The following is a 21,608-nucleotide window of genomic DNA, read 5'->3' on the forward strand; positions in this document are numbered from 1 at the left end:
TCAACCCAACAATAAAACCAACCAAATAATGAAAAAATTAATAATTCTTGTTTTAGTAGTTCTCTTATCTGCTTGCAAGCAAACAAACACTATAAAAGAACCCAACAACGCTAACAACACTGTACTAAACACTTCTAAAAAACCACTAATGGGCTGGGCAAGTTGGAACAATTATAGAGTAAATATTAATGAAGACATTATTAAATCTCAAGCAGATGCAATGGTTTCTAAAGGATTAAAAGATGTTGGCTACTCTTTTATAAATACAGACGATGGTTTTTTTGGTGGAAGAGATAAAAATGGTAATTTATTGGTACATAAAGAACGTTTTCCTAGTGGAATGAAAGCACTTGCAGACTATATTCATTCTAAAGGTTTAAAAGCAGGAATTTATTCTGATGCAGGAATAAACACCTGCGCTTCTTATTGGGATAAAGATACCATTGGTGTAGGCATGGGGTTGTATGGACACGACAGAAAAGACTTAACATTATTTTTAAAAGAATGGGATTACGATTTTATTAAAGTAGATTGGTGCGGTGGTGAATGGTTAGGTTTAGATGAAGAAACCAGATACACAGAAATTGGAAACATTATTAAAGAAATTAAACCTTCTACTATCTACAATATTTGTAGGTGGCAATTCCCAGGAACCTGGGCAACACGTGTTGCAGATTCTTGGAGAATTTCAGGAGATATTAGTAATAACTTCAATTCAATTTTAGCAATTATAGATTTAAATGCCGATTTATGGATGCATAGTTCCTACGGAAAATATAACGATATGGATATGTTACAAGTTGGCAGAGGAATGACTTACGAAGAAGATAAAGCACATTTTTCTATGTGGTGTTTAATGCAATCTCCACTTTTATTAGGAAACGATTTAACTACAATGAGTGATGAAACTACTGAAATAATTACAAATAAAGAAATTATTGCACTTAACCAATCCGAATTTGTATATCAAGCTAGACGAATGGTTGATTATGGCGATTTAGAAGTTTGGGCCAAGCCATTAATTTCAACTATTAGTGGAGAAATTGCTGTTGGATTATTAAACAGAACTAATAAAACAACTAATATTACTTTTAATTTAGAATCTGTTGGTTTAGATACTTCAGCTTCTTATACCATGCGAGATTTATGGTCTAAAAAAGAGTACCCTTCCTCAACAAATAAAGAAATTTCTTTTGAAGTGCCTGCACATGGAATTGTAGTTTTAAAAATAAAAGGAACAGCCTTACCTTATAATGTTTATCAATTTAAAGATAAAAACATTTAAGAATTACCATTCCACTCACTATAAAACTTTTGAAGAAAATTCTCCATATATATATGACGCTCTTCAGCAATTTTTTTTCCGGAAACTGTATTCATTTTATCTTTTAATAGCAATAACTTCTCGTAAAAATGATTAATTGTAGGGCTATCCGATTTTTTATACTCTTCTTTAGACATATTTAATTTTGGAGCAATCTCTGGATTGTAGAGTTGTCTATTTTTAAAACCTCCGTAATTAAAACAACGTGCAATGCCAATGGCTCCAATTGCATCAAGTCTATCTGCATCTTGAATAACATTTAATTCTAGCGAAATAAAAGTCTGTTTAAAATTTCCTCCTTTGTATGAAATATTTGTTATTATCTGTTCAATATGACGTATAATTTCTTCGGAAACATGTTCAGCTTCTAAAAATGCACGTGCTACTTTTGGACCTACGGTTTCATCTCCATTATAAAATTTAGAATCTGCAATATCGTGTAATAAAGCACCCAATTCAACTATAAATAAATCTACATTTTCAGTTTTAGCAATTAATTTAGCATTGTTCCAAACGCGTAAAATATGAAACCAATCGTGGCCTCCTTCAGCATTTTTTAATGTCTTTTTTACAAAGGTTACAGTATTAGCAATTACCTGTTCTTTATTCATTTTTTAAAAATAAAAAATCCGTTTAAATAATTAAACGGATTTAAAGGTTATTTGTCCTTAATTTTTAACAAAACTCTTCGTAAGCACCTGCTAAATTTGAAGCAATTACTTCTGCTGGTCTTCCTTCAATATGATGACGCTCTAGCATATGTACTAAAGTTCCATCTTTAAATAATGCAATAGCCGGTGAAGATGGAGGAAAAGGAATCATATATTCTCTTGCTCTTTGAGTTGACTCTGTATCAACTCCTGCAAAAACAGTTACCAAATTATTTGGCACTATATCAGATTTTAATGAAGCAATAGCTCCAGGTCTACAAGTACCAGCTGCACAACCACAAACTGAGTTAACTACCACTAAAGTTGTGCCTTCACTTTTTAATACTTGTTCAACTTCTTGAGCTGTGTGTAACGATATAAAACCTGCATCTTCTAATTCTTGCTGCATAGGTCTTACTAATTCTGGTGGATACATATATTTTTATTTTTTTGTTAGATGTAATTTGTCGCAAATATAAGAGTTTAATTACTAAAAGTTTATTAAATTTTTAACAAGTCTATGCAATGTTAACTTTAACTATCCTAATATTTCAATGTATATTTGTGTTTTCAAAAAAATATTATGGGGAATTTTATTAAATGGCTTGGTGCTGGACTAGGTTTTGCTGTTGGAGGCCCAATTGGAAGTGTTTTAGGATATGTTGTTGGAAATTTTATCGAAGGTTTTACTGCTGGAGATGTTGAACGTGCAAAAGCCTATTCTACTTCGAGCAGAAACTCACAATCGGGAGATTTTGAAATAAGTTTATTATTGCTTTCGGCAGTTGTAATTAAAGCCGACGGAAAAATAGACGAACGAGAACTATCTTATGTCCGCATGCATTTTAGAAAAATGTACGGAGAAGAAAGGGCTAATAATGCATTTAAACTGTTTAAAGGTTTTATAAAAAACAACAACGTTTCTACACGACAGATATGCATGCAAATTCGTCAACACACTACACATGCAACACGCTTACAATTACTTCACTTTTTATTTGGTTTAGCTAAAGCAGACGGCGCAGTTATAGAAGAAGAAGTAAATGCAATAAAAACAATTGCAAGTTACCTATATATAAATCAGCATGACTTTGAATCTATAAAAGCTATGTTTTATGACAGTTCTGAAAGCGCCTATAAAATACTAGAAATTGAAAAATCTGCCAGTAACGACGAGCTAAAAAAAGCCTATAGAAAAATGGTGAAAAAATACCATCCAGATAAATTACAACACTTAGGTGAAGAACATGTAAAAGGTGCCGAAGATAAGTTTAAACAGGTACAAAAAGCTTACGAACAAATTCAAAAAGAAAGAGGTTTGTAATTATTTTGTGACTTATTAAATAATTATGTGTCTTAAAGATAGTTAGTAGAAATTTAGGTAGGTTAACACAAATTAATCCCGAGATTTTGATTAGCGTCCCGTACCTAGGGGCGCTTTTTTTATTTCAAATATAATTCAATAGCAGTTGGGCCTTCTAAAACAGTTTTTACAATCTGTAAAGTGCCGTCTTCACGAGAAATAATATGCCATTTTATTAATGAAATTTGCATGTCTACAATCTCAATTCCAGTAATAGAACGCGGATGAATACAACTACCATCATTAAAATAAGGTAATTCATTAGGTTCTGGAAAACGAGGTCTGTGTGTATGCCCAGAAATTACCATTTGGTTGTTATTTGCCAATATCCATTTTTTAATTTTCCGTTCTACTTTAATTAATTCTTTAAAATTTCTGGCAGGGCTTGTTGGATCTTTTATACCTATTATTTGTAATGGTTTCCATAAAACTCGCACTAAAAAACGGTTCCATTTCCACAAAACATAGTTGTAAAAATCTGCTTGGTGCCCATGTATAAGCAGTATATCTTTTTCAAATCCTTCAGGTTCTAAAATAATACCTTCTTCAAAAACTAAACCTTTTAGTAAATCTTTATCGGTTCCCGTAATTTTATCAAAATAAGTATCTAATATTTTTGATGATTTTTTAGCACTTTTTAAGATCATATCATGATTTCCCCAAATCATGTGTAACTTGTTTTTTAAATAAAACTCGCGCAATAACATAAAAGAGTTTTTATGGGCTTCAAAAATACCATTAAAATACATGTTCTCCCATAATTCTATACCATCTCCTAATTCAACATAGGTAAAATCATTTTCTAGATAATTTCTTAACGCGTGGTAGTAAATATTACTATTGTTTGCAAAATCATCGGCATAACTATTATCACCTCTATGACAGTCACTAAAAAATATAAATTTAGAGTCCTTTTTTAAAGGAATTCTTTTAGCATTTTTATAAGAATTAGATATAATATTTTGAATCATATATGGGTATAAAAAAAATTCAAATGTAAACTTAATTTAAATCTATTAAATTCAACCAATTAAGTATTTAATTTTTTACAATTTATAAAATGATATTTTCAATAAAATCCGTAATTTCGCAAACTAATTGAATTAAAGCATAAAAATGAGTAAAAAGTTTAGAGAATATAAGGGTTTGAACCTCACTAAGGTAGCAGATGAAACTTTAGCATTTTGGGAAAAGGAAGATATTTTCGAAAAAAGTATAGCGACAAGAAATGAAAATAAACCTTTTGTGTTTTTTGAAGGACCACCTTCTGCAAATGGTTTACCAGGTATTCATCACGTAATGGCACGTACCATAAAAGATATTTTTTGTAGGTATAAAACCTTACAAGGTTTTCAAGTAAAAAGAAAAGCTGGTTGGGATACTCACGGATTACCAATTGAATTAGGTGTTGAAAAAGAATTAGGAATTACCAAAGAAGATATTGGTAAAAAAATAACTATAGAAGAATACAACCAAGCGTGTAGAACTGCCGTAATGCGTTATACCGATGTTTGGAACGACCTAACTAAACGTGTTGGATATTGGGTAGATATGGAAGATCCATACATAACCTACAAACCAAAATATATGGAAACTGTTTGGTGGTTATTAGCCGAAATGTATAAAAAAGGGTTAATATATAAAGGGTATACCATTCAGCCATATTCTCCAAAAGCAGGAACTGGATTGAGTTCTCACGAATTAAATCAGCCAGGTACCTACCAAGATGTTACAGATACAACTGCAGTAGCTCAGTTTAAAGCAATAAAAAACACCTTACCAGAAATGTTGCAAGATATTGATGGAGATATTCACTTTTTAGCTTGGACAACAACACCTTGGACTTTACCTTCAAATACAGCATTAACCGTAGGTAAAAAAATAGAATATGTATTGGTAAAAACTTACAACCAATACACATTTAAGCCACTAAATGTAATTTTAGCAAAGAGTTTAGTTGGAAAACAATTCACTAAAAAATTCTTTACAGTTGAAAATGAAGCTCAGCTTTCAGAGTATAAAGAAAATGATAAAAAAATTCCTTATATAATTGTTAAAGAATTTAAAGGAGTAGATATTTTAGAAGCTAAATACGAACAATTAATGCCGTATGCGCTTCCTTACCAAAATCCAGAAAATGCCTTTAGAGTAATTGCTGGTGATTTTGTTACTACAGAAGATGGTACAGGAATTGTACATACCGCACCAACTTTTGGTGCAGATGATGCTTTAGTAGCAAAACAAGCTAGTCCAGAAGTACCACCATTATTGGTATTAGATGATAACGGGAATCCGGTACCATTGGTAGATTTACAAGGGAAATTCACCAAACATATGGGCGAATACGCTGGAAAATATGTAAAAAATGAATATTATAACGATGGTGAAGCTCCAGAGCGCTCACTAGATGTTGAAATTGCCATTCAATTAAAAAAAGAGAACAAAGCCTTTCACGTAGAAAAATACCGTCACAGTTACCCACACTGTTGGAGAACTGATAAACCTGTATTATACTATCCATTAGATTCTTGGTTTATAAAAGTAACCGACAAACGTGATAGGATGTTTGAATTAAATGAAACTATTAACTGGAAACCAAAATCTACTGGAGAAGGACGTTTTGGAAACTGGTTAAAAAATGCAAACGACTGGAATTTATCGCGCTCTCGTTATTGGGGTATTCCATTACCAATTTGGAGAACCGAAGACGGTACCGAAGAACTAATTATTGGTTCTGTTGAAGAACTAAAAGCTGAAATGCAAAAATCTGTTGATGCAGGGCTTATGAAAGGTGATATTTTTGCAGATTTTGAGGTTGGAAATATGTCTGAAGAAAATTATGATAAAATAGACCTTCATAAAAATGTAGTTGATGGTATTACCCTAGTTTCACCAAAAGGACAACCAATGAAACGCGAAAGCGACTTAATTGATGTTTGGTTCGATTCTGGATCAATGCCGTATGCACAATGGCATTACCCATTTGAAAATAAAGAACTTATAGACGATAAAAAATTCTACCCAGCAGATTTTATTGCCGAAGGAGTAGATCAAACACGTGGTTGGTTCTATACTTTACACGCAATTGGAACCATGGTTTTCGATTCTGTAGCCTACAAAAATGTTGTTTCTAACGGATTGGTATTGGATAAAGAAGGTAAAAAAATGTCTAAACGTTTAGGAAACGCTGTTGACCCATTTGAAACAATGGACAAATATGGTGCAGATGCTACACGTTGGTATATGATTTCAAATGCAAATCCGTGGGATAATTTAAAATTCGATATTGAAGGAATTGATGAAGTTAGAAGAAAATTCTTTGGAACCTTATACAACACCTATTCATTCTTCTCTTTATACGCAAATTTAGATAGTTTTACCTATGCTGAAGATGAAATTTCTATTGAAAAAAGACCAGAAATAGACCGTTGGATTCTTTCTGAATTAAACACATTAATTAAAAATGTAGAAAAATTCTACGAAGAATACGAACCAACAAGAGCAGCACGTGCAATACAAGATTTTGTTGGAGAAAACCTAAGTAACTGGTTTGTACGTTTAAGTAGAAGACGTTTTTGGAAAGGTGATTATGAACTAGATAAAATATCTGCTTATCAAACACTTTATACCTGTTTGTTAAATGTAGCTAAATTAGCCTCGCCAATTGCACCATTTTATATGGACAATCTTTACAAAGATTTAATATCAGTTTCAGGTAAAGAAAACTTTGAATCCATACATTTAGCCGAATTTCCAAAATACGATGCTACATTGGTTGATGAAAAGTTAGAACATAAAATGCAACAAGCACAAAAAATATCTTCAATGGTATTGTCGTTACGTAAAAAGGAAATGATTAAAGTACGTCAACCATTACAAAGAATTATGATCCCTATTTTAGATGAAGCTGGTAGAGAAGAAATTTTAGCTGTTGAAAACCTAATCAAATCCGAAGTAAATGTAAAAGAAATTGAACTAATTGACGATGCTTCTGGAATATTGGTAAAAACAATAAAACCTAATTTTAAAGTATTAGGTCCAAAGTTTGGAAAAGATATGAGATTTGTTTCTCAAGCAATTCAAAATTTAACAAAAGAAGCTATTGCAACTATTGAAAAACAAGGAGAAATACCTTTAAAAATCAATGAAAAAACCGTAAATTTAACACTAGAGGAAGTAGAAATAACTTCGCAAGATATTGAAGGTTGGTTAGTAGCAAACCAAGGTGGCTTAACCGTTGCTTTAGATGTTACAATTACAGATGAATTGCGTAAAGAAGGAAATGCAAGAGAATTAATTAACAGAGTTCAGAACCTTAGAAAAGAGTCTGGTTTTGATGTTACTGATAAAATTAAGTTGATTATTCAAAAAAATGATATCTTAGAAAGCTCAATTGAAGCAAACAAAGATTATATTAAAACTGAAACATTAACCAGCGAGTTAGTGTTTGAGGAACTAGTAGAAAAAGGCACAGAAATTGCTTTTGATGATGTAAACACTAAAATATTAATTCAAAAAATGTAAGTTATGAGCGAAAACACAAATAGATATTCCGACACAGATTTAGCTGAATTTAAAGAAATTATTCTAAATAAAATTGCTTTGGCAGAAGAAGACTTAAAACTGCTAAAAAGTTCATTTAAAAACGATAGTAATAACGGAACTGATGATACTTCTCCTACATTTAAAGCTTTTGAAGAAGGCTCTGAAACAATGTCTAAAGAAGCAAATGTACAGTTAGCTATTCGTCAAGAAAAATTTATTAGAGATTTAAAAAACGCTTTAGTTCGTATTGAAAATAAAACTTACGGAATTTGTCGTGTAACAGGAAAACTAATTAAAAAAGAACGTTTAAAATTAGTTCCACACGCTACATTAAGCATTGAAGCTAAAAACATGCAATAAATTATTATTGCTATTAAAAACTTACTAAAAGTATTAATACCTATATTTCGATTTTGCTCAAAAATTTCATTTAAGCAAAATCGAAATATAGGTTGTTTAAATTTTTACATTTTAAATAATCTCATTTTATATCATCTCGTTAAAATAAATTACATTGAAAAAAGCAATTGCCCTTATAGTTATCGTATTATTGATAGATCAAATTAGTAAAATTTATATAAAAACTAATTTTATATATGGAGAAGATGTTGTAGTATTTGATTGGTTTCGCATTCATTTTATAGAAAATAATGGAATGGCTTGGGGCGCAGAATTTGGTGGTAAATCAGGTAAATTATTTTTAACAATATTTAGACTTTTTGCTATTGCAGGTATTGGGTATTGGCTACATTCTTCAGTTAAAAAAAATGCACCTAAAGTTTTAATTATAGCAATTTCACTAATTTTTGCTGGAGCAATGGGAAATATTATAGATTCTGTTTTTTATGGAATTATTTTTGATACTCCTGCTAATGATGTAGCTACTTTATTTGCCGAAAAACCTTACGGAAAATTATTTTATGGAAAAGTAGTAGATATGCTTTATTTCCCTATTTGGAGTGGTAATCTGCCTGAGTGGCTTCCTATTTGGGGAGGAAAACCTTTTACTTTTTTCAATGCTATTTTTAATGTAGCAGATACTGCAATTTCTACAGCTGTTGCCATCTTAATTATTTTTAATAAAAAAGCATTTCCAAAAGAAGAAATTAATGCGTAATTCCTGCTAGTTTTTCAATTAATAACGTTTTAATTTCTGCATCATAATCACTTAAAGGCAACCTATTTTTATTGAGTAAGTTTATAGTTTCAAAATTATCATTTTCTAAATTATAAAGAGCTTCAGAGCCATCGCTAAACAACATATATTTATGTGTATTATTTCTAATAGTTACATTAAATTCATCTTCAGCATACGCATATTCTCTTGTTTGAGTAGTTGAATTGGATAACAATTTATAAAAACTATTACTATCATTAATTTTATCAACATTTACACCGGCAACATTAGCTATGGTTGCAAATAAATCGGTTGTATTTATCAATGCATTTTCAGTCTCATTAATTCTCATTACATTTCTACCTGAAACTATCATAGGAACATTAATTCCACCTTGATATAAAGAGCCTTTAACCCTTTTACTATTGTAAGCTTCTGTTACTTGATTTGGAGTGCCATTATCTCCTATAAAAATAATTACTGTATTTTCTTTTTCTTCTGAAGTCATACTGTTTAATAACCTTCCAATTTCTTTATCCATTGCTTCTATCATTGCAAAATAATACGGAATTGGATTTGTTTCAATACTTGCTGCATCTGTGGGTAAATCTCCTAGTGAATGTAAGCCTGTTGGAGGTAAATGAAAAGGCTCATGTGGAGTGGTATAAGCTAACCATAAAAACCAAGGTTTGGTTTGATCTTGAATCCAATTTATAGCCAAATCGGTATATTTTGTTGTGTTATATTCTGTTGAAATGGAGGTTTCTCCATTTATAGTTAAACTCCATTTATTATAATCTCTTAAACTTCCAGCTAACGAACCAGCATAATAATCAATTCCCATTTGACTTGGGTGATTACTATCTTTTGACAAATGCCATTTTCCAATTACAGCATTACTATATTCATCATCTAAATTCTGATTTATATATTTTTGAATTGATGTTTCAGAAGTAGAAAGTTCATCATCTACTTCTAAAACATTAGTTCTAAATCCGTATTTACCTGTTAAAAGCGTTGCTCTTGTTGGTGTACACGTTGGGTTAGACCATACATTGGTAAACTTTACACCACTGCTTATCATACTTTCTATTGTTGGCATTATAGGTGTTTGATGCCCAATATTGTAACCAGATGTTACATCAAGTCCCATATCATCAGCAATTATTAAAAGAATATTGGGTTTACTATTTTCTTCTGCTGAATCTGGATTTGAATCTATAACCTCTTCAATTTCATTACTACTTGAACAAGATGTAAATAAAATAAGCTGTATTACTATAAAGTATCTAAGCAATTCTTTCATAAAATCTAATCAATTGTTCTTACACAACGCACATAATTATATACGTAGCGAACATCTCCTTGTGGTCCAAAAAACTGTGGATAATCATCTTTATTTCCACTTTTAGGATCACTTCTTTGACAACCAGCTCCGTGTACATCCATTAAAACCCCATTCATTTCTCCTTGTCCTTCACCAAAAGCAACATAAACTCCACTAGAATATGGGGTTGCACCATCTAAATGACTTGTACCTGTCCAATAAAATGGATAATTACCTGGATTACCATCTGGATCTACTATTTCAGTACATTCAAAAAGCGGGTCGATGGCTGGTGAATTTGTTGTTTTGGGAGATCTTGTATAATCTACAATACTCTGTAATTCTTTTGCATTTGGCAAACGCCAGTCCGATTTATCTGCAAGAGTTAAGTTTTCGGAATAAGCTAAAGATTCTTCCCAATCTCTTGAAATTCCGTCGTCACTCTTTTGCCACATTAAACCAGTTGATAAATCACTTATGGTTCCATCTCCATTATCAATAAAGTTATTTTTCCCGTAATCAACATTTCCTCTCACCATTCTAAAATACATAGTATTGGCATTTCCTGTACCTGGTTTGTATTTTGGATAACCTTTTATTCTTCCATCAATAAAATTTACTCCAAAAACAGTTTCAACACCATACATTGTAGTAGAAACATATTCAGTTGAAGACCAAGTTTGCGCATCAATTTCACGTTCTCCAATTGAAGTATCTCCTAGTTCTTGATTAAAATAATTTGTATCTATAAAAAGATCTATAGCTACTTCACCTTTTACTTTTCCTGAAAATAGTATTAACGAATATAATTCTTTTAAAGTTGGCACTCTCCAATCTGAATAACCGCCTAAAATTGAGTTACTTGCTTTTGAAAATGCTTCATCAAATGTTATTTTAGAACCCATATCTTGTTCCCACATTAATCCTGTTACATTATCTGTAATAGTTCCATCATTATTATCGGTGTACGAAGGTTTGTTTCCACTATAATTTGCATCTTGCCCAAAAAAAGCATCACCCGTTGAAGGTTCTGAAATTAATGCATTATTGCTATAATAATCTGTTACACCTGTATCAACAATAGAATAAGGTTTTTCTGGAACTGGTAATTCAATAACTTCTCCTTCATTAGATTCATTATCTATATTAGTGTCATCGTCGTTACTTCCACAAGAAATTAGAAATACAGATAATAACCCTAATAGAGTTAATTTATTTAGTTTCATATAGTTTTATTTTTAATAGTTTTTAATTTATTGTTCTTACACATCTTACATAATTATAAACATACCTAACATCTCCTTGCTGACCAAAAAACGGCGGGTAATCGTTTCTATTTCCACTTTTAGGGTCGCTTCGTTGGCAACCGGCACCGTTAACATCCATTAGTTTATTTCGCATTTTACCTTGCACTTCTCCAAAGGCTATATAGACCGCACTTCCATATGGATTTACACCATCTTTATGGGTAGTTGAGGTCCAAAAAAATAGATAATTTATATTTCCATCAGGATCTTTTATTTGTGAAGTTTCAAAAATAGGGTTTATTGCAGGTGAGTTTGTTGTTTGTAGTGAACGCATATAATCTACAATACTTTACAATTCTTTTGCATTAGGTAATCTCCAATCAGATTTACTACCTAGCGTTAAATTTTCTGCATAAGTTAATGATGTTGACCAATCTCTTAAAGTACTATCATCGGTTTTTTGCCACATTAAACCAGTTGACAAATCGCTAATAGTTCCATCACCATTATTTGTGCACGAAGGTTGATTTCCCATATAATGAGCATCTTGCCCGTAAAACTCATCATTTGGCTTAGGTTCTTTAATAATAGCACTAACGCTATAAAATTCACTAAGTCCTGTATCTACAATTGGGTATGTTTGTTTCTGCTCTTGTGACTGTAAAGAACATTGAAAAACAATTAATGCAATCAGTAAAATTCTATTTAACATCTTTTTTATTTTGTTTTGCCTGAGAGTAAGACTAAAAAAACTTAAAAAGGTTTAATAATAGTTTTGAAATTAAAATACTTATCGCAACCTTGCGATAAACTTATGAAAAGAACAAAAGAAGATATAGTTTACGAAGTTAAAACCGAAGAATTAGCACGATTTGCTAAAGCTTTAGGTCATCCAACACGTATTAAAATTTTAAATCATTTAGAAAGTCAAAGTTGTTGTTTTACCGGAGATTTAGTAGAAGTAATTCCGTTAGCACAATCAACTATTTCACAACATTTAAAAGAATTGAAAGATGTTGGACTGATTCAAGGAGAACTAAACCCACCAAAAATTAAATATTGTATACATCAAGAAAATTGGAAAAAAGCTAAAGAATTGTTTCGTCAATTTTTTAGTAAATAAAACGTAACTATTAAAATTACCACATGAAAATAATAAAAATATTAGGTACGGGATGCCCAAATTGTATAACTACAGAAAAAATAATTACTGAAGTAGTAAAAGAATTAAATATTGATGCAGAAATTATAAAAGTAACAGATATTGTAGAAATTATGATGTATGACGTTATGCGAACACCTTCTATTGTGGTTGATGAAAAAGTAGTATTTAAAGGAAAAGTACCTTCAAAAACAACTGTAAAAGCTCTTTTAATAGACAATTTTGCTAATAATGCGTGTTGTTCTGATGAAAATATGGAGTCATCATCTTGTAGTACTAATAATGAAGATACTCCTTGCTGTTAAAAATAAAAATTAGATTGAAATGAAAGAATTTTGGGAAAAAAGATACGCTAACGAAACATTTGCCTATGGCATTGAACCAAATGTATTTTTTGAAAAAATATTAGAAGAAAATCAGCTTAAAGGCTCTATTTTATTACCTGGCGAAGGCGAAGGTAGAAATGCAGTTTTTGCGGCAACAAAAGGCTTAAATGTTACTTGTTTTGATATGAGTTCTCAAGGAAAGCAAAAAGCTCTAAAATTGGCAAAACAAAATAATGTAACTATCAATTATTTAGTTGGTGAATTTTCTGAATTACATTTTGAAGAAAACTCTTTTGATGCAATAGCTTTAATTTACGCACATTTTCCTGCAGACTTAAAAACAGCCTATCATAAAAAACTAACAAGCTATTTAAAAAAGGGCGGACTTTTAATTTTAGAAGGTTTTAGTAAAAATCAACTTAAAATCAATAAAGAAAACCAACAATCGTTCGGACCTAAAAATATAGATATGCTTTATTCTGTTGAAAGTATTAAAAACGATTTTAAAGACTTAGAAATTCAAGTTTTAAACCAAGAGTTAATTGATTTAGACGAAGGAATTCATCATATTGGTAAAGGAGATGTTATTCATTTTATAGGAAAGAAACACTAAACTTGCACAACATATATTTGACTTTAACTCTAGAAATAATTTAATATAATATTCTATATATTTACAAAAAAATAATTAAAATGAGTGAAAAGAAAAAGATACTACTTGCCATTGTTGTTTTTATAGTTACATTTTTAGTATTCCGTACTATTTTTTCAAACTTAGATGCTATAAAGTCATTTTTTATTGGAAACTAAAAATAAAAAATGACTCTAGCTACAAGTTAATTAGCTTTTAAATGAAGCTTTAAAGCATCCACAAATTTTATTAGGTCATGAATTTCTACGTGATCCATCATTATAACTTTATACCATTTATTTGCACCATTATGTGTATCTGGCACTAACCCATATTTAGAAGCTATCTTCTCTGGAACAAATTCTGATTTTAGAGTTACTATATTCATATAAGGATCTCTAAAATATTCTACACCTAAAGCATCCATTTGCTCAGTAAACCATTCGGTTCTTAATAACAATGTGCTAATTTTTTCAAACCATCCGTAATATCCGTAACTAAATAAAATCATCCAAACAGCAATAGCATTTGCTCCCGACCTACTTCCTACAATAGTTAAATCCATTCCATCTACATACTGTGCTTCTTTTGTTAACACATTTTCAATCAATCCTTTTCTACATAAAAAAACACCAGTTCCATATGGGGCTTGCAACATTTTATGCGCATCAATTGTAATAGATGAAACATGTGAATTTTCAAAATTTATAGTAGATTCTTTATTTGTAATTGGATAAATAAAGCCTCCAAAAGCACCATCAACATGTATTTTATACGCAACCTTATATTTTTCTAAAATTTCGGCATATACATCCGGATTATCAACAGATCCAAACATAGTTGTTGCCATATTAGAAATAACCATAAAGTATTTTTTCCCTTTCGAAATTAAATCCTTTACAATGGCTTCTAATTCATCTTTTAAAATTTCTCTCGAATTAAAATCAACAGGAATACTTACGTTTTCAACACTTAACAAGTTAGACCCTTTATGAACAGAATAATGAGTATCCTCTGAAGACAAAATAACCATTTCATCTAAAGTTGCATTAAATTGCTTTTTATATAAATTTCTAAACACCCACAATGCTTGTATATTTGCTTCTGTACCACCAGTTGCAATATAGCCGTCGTATTCACCTTCTTTTGCTTTAAAAATATCTATCGCTAAAACTTGAATTATTTCACGCTCTAACTTTTGAGAACCTTTAAATGCGGGTTCCGATTTCCCTAAAGTATGACAACCAATATTATTTGGGTTTGCAACAAAAGATTTTAATAAAGGAGAATCATCTAAAAAAGAACCACTGGTATTAAACACATTTTCATCTAATCTAGAAACAGGGTAACCTAAACCCTTATTTGTTTGAAAATTTACATTAGCATTTAACGCTTTATCAATTCTTTTTATTAATTTTTCTTTCGAATATTTCTTCCAATATTTCATACTAAGTCTAATTATGAATTATATAAAAAATAGACAAAATAAATCCATTTTTTTAATTTTTCTCAAAAATATCAAATTAATTTAAATTTAAATTAAATTAATAAAGAATTTTAAGCGGAAACTAAAATCAGTGTAAAAAGTAGTACTTTTATTTTTTTAAAATTTGTAGATTTTTGGAACTAGAAATTCAAATAAAAACATTACCAAATCAACCTGGCGTTTATCAGTATTACGATAAAAACGGCACTATTTTATATATAGGAAAAGCAAAAAACTTAAAAAAAAGAGTTGCTTCATATTTCAATAAAAATCACGATTATGGCAAAACAAGAGTTTTAGTAAAAAAAATAGCTACAATAAAACACATTGTAGTAAATACGGAAACCGATGCATTATTATTAGAAAATAATCTAATAAAAAAATACCAACCAAAGTACAATGTAATGCTAAAGGATGACAAAACATATCCTTGGATTTGCATTAAAAAAGAACGGTTTCCTCGTATATTTTTAACAAGAAATGTAGTAAAAGATGGATCGGAATATTTTGGACCTTATACTTCTGTTAGAACTGCAAAAGCACTATTAGATTTAATAAAAGAACTCTATCAATTACGCTCTTGCAATTATGATTTAAGCAGAAAAAATGTTTCGGAACTAAAATATAAAGTCTGTTTAGATTTTCATATTGGAAACTGTAAAGGACCTTGCGAAGGACTACAAACCGAAGAAAGTTATACAAAAGATATTACTGCAATTAGAAATATAATTAAAGGAAACTTTAAAGAATCTATTAAATCTTTTCATCAATTAATGATGCGATTTGCAGATACAATGGAGTTTGAAGAAGCCCAAAAAATTAAAGAAAAAATAGATTTATTGGCCAATTATCAAGCAAAATCTACAGTAGTAAATCCTTCTATAACCAATGTTGATGTTTTCTCAATTGTATCAGACGAAAGTTATAGTTATGTAAATTTCTTTAAAATTTCTAACGGCTCTATTATCCAATCGCATACAACTGAAATTAAGAAAAAATTAAACGAAACAGACAAACATTTATTAGAACTTTTTATTATTGAAATTCGCCAGCGATTTAATTCACAATCTAAAGAAATTTACGTACCATTTAAAGTAGATTTAGGTGAAGGTATTAAAGTTACAGTTCCAGTTTTAGGAGACAAAAAACGCATTGTAGATTTAAGTATTAGAAATGCAAAATATTATAGACAAGAACAGTTTAAACAAATAAAAATTGTTGATCCAGATAGGCATATAAAAAGGCTAATGTCTCAAATGAAAAAAGATTTGCGTTTAGGTGCTGAGCCAAGACATATTGAGTGTTTTGACAACTCAAACATACAAGGTACCAATCCTGTTGCAGCTTGTGTAGTTTTTAAAAATGGAAAGCCTAGTAAAAAAGATTATCGAAATTTTAATATTAAAACAGTTGAAGGTCCAGATGATTTTGCTTCTATGGAAGAAGTCGTTTTTAGAAGGTATAAACGCTTACTAGATGAAGACCAACCATTACCTCAATTAATTGTAATTGATGGAGGAAAAGGGCAGTTATCTTCTGCTTTAAAAAGCTTAGATCTATTAGGTTTAAGAAATAAAATTGCTATAATAGGAATAGCAAAAAGACTGGAAGAAATTTACTATCCAGACGACCCTATACCGTTGTATTTAGATAAAAAATCTGAAACATTAAAAATAATTCAGCAACTAAGAAATGAAGCACATAGATTTGGAATTACACATCATAGAAATAAAAGAAGTAAACAAGCGTTAGAAACTGAATTAGAGCAAATCTCTGGTATTGGAAAACAAACTGTTGTAACTTTATTAAAGCATTTTAAATCCACAAAAAGAGTACGATTAGCATCATTACAAGAATTAGAAAAAGTAATTGGCTCAGCAAGAGCAACTAAAATAATTAACCATTATAATAATAAATAAACAGAATGAAAAAATTTCTAAGTTTAATTTTTATGATTGCATTTGTAGTAGGTTATTCTCAAGAAAAACCTACTAAACAAGATCTTAAGGTCGGTTTAGTTTTAAGTGGTGGTGGTGCAAAAGGTATTGCACACATTGCTGTATTAAAAGTTTTAGAAGAAACCGGTGTTCGTGTAGATTATATTGGAGGCACAAGTATGGGAGCAATTGTTGGTGCACTATATGCTTCAGGATATACTGCAAATCAATTAGATTCTATAGTGCGAGTTATAGATTTTGAAAAAATTTTAACTGACCAAACACCAAGAAAATCTAAACCGTTTTACGAAAAAGAAATTGGAGAAAAATACTCACTATCATTACCGGTTAAAAATAAAAAAGTAGGCATTCCAAGAGCTATGTCCGAGGGGCAAAATGTACTTAACTTACTTACCAAACTAACACAACACGTTAATAATATTACCGATTTTAATAAATTACCAATCCCTTTTGTATGTATTGCAACAAATTTAGAAACAGGGAAACAAGAAGTATTAAATTCAGGTTTTTTACCTGAAGCAGTAAAAGCAAGTGGTTCTTTTCCAACCCTTTTGGCGCCTGTTGAAATTGATGGGAAAATATTAACCGATGGAGGTATTGTAAACAATTTCCCTGTCGATGAAGTTAAAAATATGGGTGCAGATGTTATAATTGGAGTAGATATTCAAAGTGGTTTAGACAAGAAAGAAAATTTAGGCTCTGCCGTTGCAATACTAAATCAAATTGTTGGTTTTCAAATGTATACAACATTAGAATCTAAATACAAAAAAGTAGATATTCTAATAAAACCAGATGTAAACAATTACAATGTTGTTTCTTTTGACAAAGGAAAAGAAATTATGGAAGCTGGAGATGTAGCTTCTAGAGAACACATAAGCGAACTAAAAGCTATTGCAAATCAACAAACACATAAAAAAAATCCTAAAATTGAAACAAAACAATTAATATATGATATAAATAGTATCAGTATTGAAGGGAATGTTAATTATACAAGAGCTTATATTTTAGGAAAACTAAATTTTAAAAAACAAGACAAAACAGACTACAATAAATTAATTGAAGGCATTAACAACCTGTATGCTACTGGTAACTTTGAAAACATACAATATAAAATTATTGATAATGAAGAAGCTGAGGGTGGTAGCACACTAAATTTAAAGGTAAAAGAAAATAAGGTCTCTAATTATATACAATTTGGAGCACATTTTGACGACCTTTATAAAACAGGTATTGTTATAAATTCTACTGCAAAACACCTTTTAAATAAAAACGATATATTTTCGGCAGACCTAGTTTTAGGTGATAATATTAGATACAATCTAGATTATTTTATAGACAATGGTTTTTACACCAGTTTTGGAATAAAATCGAGATATAATAGCTTTAATTCAAATATGAATTTTAATCAAACAAATGGTATTATTGACGAATCTAATATTAATGAAATAAATTTAGTATATGAAGATTTTACAAATCAAATTTATTTTCAAACAGTATTTAATAGGCGGTTTGCAATAGGTGTTGGTGGTGAATATAAACATATAAAAGCATTTACTGAAACACTTTCATCTCTTACCACTAGCAATAGTGCTTCAGCAAATAGAAAAAAACGAGGTTACTTTGATAATTCTGATTATCTTAATCTAATAGCTTATTTAAAAATTGATACATACGATAAGAAGTATTTTCAGAAAAATGGAGTCTTTTTAGATGTAGATTTTAAATGGTATTTAGCTTCATCAGAATATAAAAGTGATTTTTTACCAGAGTACATAAATTTTGATTCTTTTTCACAATTAAAAGGTAAGTTTGGTATTGCTCATACTTTTTTCAACAAATTAACAGCTCATTTTAGATCAGAAGCCGGAATTACAATTGGAGATAATAACAATAGAGCTATAGATTATAATATTGGTGGTTATGGAGAAAATCTTATAAATACTTTTATACCATTTTATGGCTATGATTTAGCCGAGCTAAATTCAAATTCTTTCTTAAAATCTGGATTAACACTTCGATATCAGTTTTTACCAAAAAATTATTTATCTGCCACAGCTAATTATGCAAGAGTAGAACGCGATTTATTTAATGAAGGAAATATTTTTGAGAACACCAAATCTGGCTATATGGTAGGTTATGGAATAGATACTTTTTTAGGGCCTGTAGAAATAAACTACTCTTGGTCTCCAGACCATTCTGAGAGTTTTTGGCATTTTAATGTTGGGTATTGGTTTTAAAAAAAGCCCTACAATTAAGTAGGACTTTTATAAGATATTGTATGCATTATTTAATTAATTCACCTTTGTTATTGGTAAATTCAAAATTTAAATATTGATAAGCATCTCTAGGTAAAATTTTAATCCACTTTTTGTATTTTGCAAACCATCTGTGTTGTATAGATGGGAATCCTTTTTTTAAATATGCAGCAATAAAAGGATGTACATTAAGTATTAACTTTTTTTGATCTTTTAAGGTAATTAATCTTTCTAATTCAGCTTCAATTTTGTCAATAATAACAATTGGAGCTTCAACCTCTCCTACTCCACTCGGATTAGGTTCTTGAGTTTTAATTACTAATTCAGGTCGTACTCTTTGTCGTGTAATTTGAATTAAACCAAATTTACTTGGAGGCAATATTTTATGTTTAGTTCTATCAAATGCCATTTCATTTCTTAAATGATCATAGAGTTTTTGTCTATGTTCAGCAGTATGCAAATCAATAAAATCTACAACAATAATTCCTCCCATATCACGTAATTGTAATTGTCTAGCAATTTCAGATGCGGCAATTAAATTCACTTCTAGAGCAGTATCTTCTTGAGACATTGCTTTATTAGATCTATTACCACTATTTACATCAATTACATGAAGTGCTTCGGTATGTTCAATTACTAAATAAGCTCCTTTACTCATCGAAACTGTTTTACCAAATGACGTTTTAATTTGGCGTTCTATTCCAAATTTTTCAAAAATTGGAAGTTTTGATTTGTATAAGGATACAATAGACTCTTTTTCTGGCGCAATTTCTTGTAAATATTCTTTCGTTTCTAAATACATTGTTTCATCATTTGTTACAATACTTGTAAAAGAATCGTTAAAAATATCTCTTAAAATTGAAGAAGCTCTATTTAACTCACTTAATACTTTTATAGGTGTTTGTGGTGCCCTAGAAGTTCTTATTTTCTTGCACATTACAACCCACCTTTCTAAAGAATTTTGTAAATCTTTATCTAAATCTGCTACTTTTTTATTTTCCGCAACAGTTCTAATAATAACTCCAAAACCTTTAGGTTTAATGCTTTTAATTAGTCTTTTTAATCGCTCTTTTTCTTCGGGATCCATTATTTTTTGAGAAACGGAAACGCGATCAGAAAAAGGAACTAAAACCAAATATCTACCTGCAATTGAAATTTCAGAGCTCATTCTTGGCCCTTTTGTAGATATAGGTTCTTTAACTATTTGAACTAATAAGTTTTGACCTGTTTTTAATACATCAGCTATAGATCCATTTTTATCAATGTCTTTTTCTAGCTGAAAGTTTTTTAAAGTGTAATCTTTAATTTTACCTGAGCTTATACCCTTTATAAATTTATTTAATGATTTTAACTGCGCACCTAAATCATGATAATGCAAAAAACCGTCTTTTGAATAACCTACGTTTACAAACGAGGCATTTAAACCGGTTAATACTTTACCTATTTTAGCTAAAAAAACGTCTCCAACAGAAAATTTATTTTCGTTAGATTCATTATTTAATGCAGTTAATCTACCATCTTTTAATAAGGCAAAATCAATATCAGAGGAATTTGATCGTATAATTAATTCTGTTTTCACTCTGAATTGTTTTTGTGTTCAACCACCTAAATAATTGAACGATTTATAATTAAGTTTTACAGGATTTTTACCCAACAATAGTTACTACTTAGCAACTATTTATTTCAATGAACTTTGTTTAAAGTCAAAGAAAAAGTAAGCTTAGCTTACTTTTTCTTCTTATGTCTATTAGCTCTTGCTCTTTTTTTACGTTTATGAGTAGAGATTTTAGCTCTTTTTCTTTTTTTACCACTTGGCATAATAGAATGTTGTTTAGTGTTAATAAATCTTTTTAAACTGTAGTAGCAACTTCAACATTACTTTTTACACCCTCTACAAATACTTTTGCAGGTTTAAAAGCTGGAATGTTGTGTGCTGGTATTTTAATTGTAGTATTTTTTGAAATGTTTCTTCCAGTTTTCTCAGCTCTAGTTTTAATAATAAAACTTCCAAAACCTCTCAAGTAAACATTGTCTCCCTTTTCTAAAGAATTTTTTACCTCTTCCATAAACGCTTCAACAGTTGCTAAAACATCTGCTTTTTCTATTCCAGATTTTTCTGAAATATTTGATACGATTTCTGCTTTCGTCATTTTTAAATATAGTTATATATGTTATTATAAATTTAAGACGGCAAATATAGGATATAATAATCAAAAT

At 30.0% G+C, this 21,608-nt stretch carries 20 protein-coding genes; 10 read left to right on the forward strand and 10 right to left on the reverse strand.

Annotation, left to right across the window (positions count from 1 at the left end; genetic code table 11):
* Positions 1 to 28: 28 nt before the first annotated feature.
* Positions 29 to 1,285, forward strand: a complete 1,257-nt coding sequence (locus MKD41_RS10685) for a glycoside hydrolase family 27 protein (protein ID WP_240242286.1) — start codon at positions 29 to 31, stop codon at positions 1,283 to 1,285.
* Here MKD41_RS10685 and MKD41_RS10690 read toward each other — a convergent pair.
* Together MKD41_RS10690 and MKD41_RS10695 are read right to left on the reverse strand one after the other, a co-directional pair.
* A complete protein-coding gene (locus MKD41_RS10690; protein ID WP_240242287.1) occupies positions 1,282 to 1,935 on the reverse strand; it encodes an HD domain-containing protein in 654 nt (217 codons plus the stop codon). The genes MKD41_RS10685 and MKD41_RS10690 overlap by 4 nt on opposite strands.
* A 64-nt stretch (positions 1,936 to 1,999) precedes the next feature.
* Positions 2,000 to 2,410 (reverse strand): BrxA/BrxB family bacilliredoxin, encoded by a 411-nt coding sequence (locus MKD41_RS10695; protein WP_240242288.1) that lies wholly within the window; start codon positions 2,408 to 2,410, stop codon positions 2,000 to 2,002.
* 147 nt (positions 2,411 to 2,557) lie between these two features.
* Between MKD41_RS10695 and MKD41_RS10700 the strand changes: the two genes are divergently transcribed.
* Positions 2,558 to 3,298: a TerB family tellurite resistance protein gene (locus tag MKD41_RS10700; RefSeq protein WP_240242289.1), complete on the forward strand. Its 741-nt coding sequence runs from the start codon at positions 2,558 to 2,560 to the stop codon at positions 3,296 to 3,298.
* A gap of 119 nt (positions 3,299 to 3,417) precedes the next feature.
* Here MKD41_RS10700 and MKD41_RS10705 read toward each other — a convergent pair whose 3' ends face one another.
* Positions 3,418 to 4,308, reverse strand: coding sequence for a metallophosphoesterase (locus MKD41_RS10705; protein ID WP_240242290.1), 891 nt, complete (start codon positions 4,306 to 4,308; stop codon positions 3,418 to 3,420).
* Positions 4,309 to 4,453: 145 nt separating this feature from the next.
* Here MKD41_RS10705 and ileS point away from each other — a divergent pair, with 145 nt between their 5' ends.
* The 3 genes from ileS (at position 4,454) to MKD41_RS10720 (ending at position 8,999) form a co-directional block, all read left to right on the forward strand.
* Positions 4,454 to 7,861, forward strand: a complete 3,408-nt coding sequence (gene ileS / locus MKD41_RS10710; protein ID WP_240242291.1) for an isoleucine--tRNA ligase — start codon at positions 4,454 to 4,456, stop codon at positions 7,859 to 7,861.
* A 3-nt stretch (positions 7,862 to 7,864) separates the two neighbouring features.
* Positions 7,865 to 8,242 (forward strand): TraR/DksA family transcriptional regulator, encoded by a 378-nt coding sequence (locus MKD41_RS10715; protein ID WP_240242292.1) that lies wholly within the window; start codon positions 7,865 to 7,867, stop codon positions 8,240 to 8,242.
* A 148-nt stretch (positions 8,243 to 8,390) separates the two neighbouring features.
* Positions 8,391 to 8,999 (forward strand): lipoprotein signal peptidase, encoded by a 609-nt coding sequence (locus tag MKD41_RS10720; protein ID WP_240245028.1) that lies wholly within the window; start codon positions 8,391 to 8,393, stop codon positions 8,997 to 8,999.
* Here MKD41_RS10720 and MKD41_RS10725 read toward each other — a convergent pair.
* The 4 genes from MKD41_RS10725 to MKD41_RS10740 are packed head-to-tail and all read right to left on the reverse strand — an operon-like array spanning position 8,989 to position 12,285.
* Entirely contained in the window at positions 8,989 to 10,305 is a 1,317-nt protein-coding gene (locus MKD41_RS10725; protein WP_240242293.1) for a sulfatase-like hydrolase/transferase, read from the reverse strand. The genes MKD41_RS10720 and MKD41_RS10725 overlap by 11 nt on opposite strands.
* A gap of 5 nt (positions 10,306 to 10,310) precedes the next feature.
* The gene (locus MKD41_RS10730) at positions 10,311 to 11,552 is read right to left on the reverse strand and encodes an Lcl C-terminal domain-containing protein (protein ID WP_240242294.1); all 1,242 of its coding nucleotides are present in this window, start codon (positions 11,550 to 11,552) and stop codon (positions 10,311 to 10,313) included.
* Positions 11,553 to 11,574: 22 nt separating this feature from the next.
* Positions 11,575 to 11,907 carry a hypothetical protein gene (locus MKD41_RS10735; protein ID WP_240242295.1) on the reverse strand — a complete coding sequence of 111 codons (333 nt, stop codon included), beginning with the start codon at positions 11,905 to 11,907 and terminating at the stop codon, positions 11,575 to 11,577.
* A gap of 15 nt (positions 11,908 to 11,922) precedes the next feature.
* On the reverse strand, positions 11,923 to 12,285 hold the full coding sequence (locus tag MKD41_RS10740; RefSeq protein ID WP_240242296.1) for an Lcl C-terminal domain-containing protein: 363 nt from the start codon (positions 12,283 to 12,285) through the stop codon (positions 11,923 to 11,925).
* A gap of 102 nt (positions 12,286 to 12,387) precedes the next feature.
* On the opposite strand from MKD41_RS10740, the gene MKD41_RS10745 reads away from it, so the two are divergent.
* From MKD41_RS10745 to MKD41_RS10755, 3 genes are read left to right on the forward strand one after another with little or no spacing between them, the layout of a single operon-like run.
* Positions 12,388 to 12,696, forward strand: a complete 309-nt coding sequence (locus MKD41_RS10745; RefSeq protein ID WP_240242297.1) for an ArsR/SmtB family transcription factor — start codon at positions 12,388 to 12,390, stop codon at positions 12,694 to 12,696.
* A 23-nt stretch (positions 12,697 to 12,719) separates the two neighbouring features.
* Positions 12,720 to 13,040: a thioredoxin family protein gene (locus MKD41_RS10750; RefSeq protein ID WP_240242298.1), complete on the forward strand. Its 321-nt coding sequence runs from the start codon at positions 12,720 to 12,722 to the stop codon at positions 13,038 to 13,040.
* A gap of 19 nt (positions 13,041 to 13,059) precedes the next feature.
* Complete coding sequence (locus MKD41_RS10755; protein ID WP_240242299.1) at positions 13,060 to 13,674, forward strand: class I SAM-dependent methyltransferase; 615 nt, start codon at positions 13,060 to 13,062, stop codon at positions 13,672 to 13,674.
* 223 nt (positions 13,675 to 13,897) lie between these two features.
* Here the strand turns inward: MKD41_RS10755 and MKD41_RS10760 are convergent, their stop codons facing one another.
* Complete coding sequence (locus MKD41_RS10760; RefSeq protein ID WP_240242300.1) at positions 13,898 to 15,139, reverse strand: pyridoxal-dependent decarboxylase; 1,242 nt, start codon at positions 15,137 to 15,139, stop codon at positions 13,898 to 13,900.
* Between the two features lie 173 nt (positions 15,140 to 15,312).
* Here MKD41_RS10760 and uvrC point away from each other — a divergent pair, with 173 nt between their 5' ends.
* Together uvrC and MKD41_RS10770 are read left to right on the forward strand one after the other, a co-directional pair.
* Complete coding sequence (gene uvrC, locus MKD41_RS10765) at positions 15,313 to 17,097, forward strand: excinuclease ABC subunit UvrC (protein WP_240242301.1); 1,785 nt, start codon at positions 15,313 to 15,315, stop codon at positions 17,095 to 17,097.
* Positions 17,098 to 17,102: 5 nt separating this feature from the next.
* A complete protein-coding gene (locus MKD41_RS10770; protein ID WP_240242302.1) occupies positions 17,103 to 19,373 on the forward strand; it encodes a patatin-like phospholipase family protein in 2,271 nt (756 codons plus the stop codon).
* A gap of 46 nt (positions 19,374 to 19,419) precedes the next feature.
* Here MKD41_RS10770 and MKD41_RS10775 read toward each other — a convergent pair whose 3' ends face one another.
* On the reverse strand, positions 19,420 to 20,970 hold the full coding sequence (locus tag MKD41_RS10775; protein WP_240242303.1) for an Rne/Rng family ribonuclease: 1,551 nt from the start codon (positions 20,968 to 20,970) through the stop codon (positions 19,420 to 19,422).
* 271 nt (positions 20,971 to 21,241) lie between these two features.
* Positions 21,242 to 21,541 carry an HU family DNA-binding protein gene (locus MKD41_RS10780; protein ID WP_240242304.1) on the reverse strand — a complete coding sequence of 100 codons (300 nt, stop codon included), beginning with the start codon at positions 21,539 to 21,541 and terminating at the stop codon, positions 21,242 to 21,244.
* Positions 21,542 to 21,608 lie beyond the last annotated feature (67 nt).

Source organism: Lutibacter sp. A64, from assembly GCF_022429565.1.
Classification (GTDB): Bacteria; Bacteroidota; Bacteroidia; order Flavobacteriales; family Flavobacteriaceae; genus Lutibacter.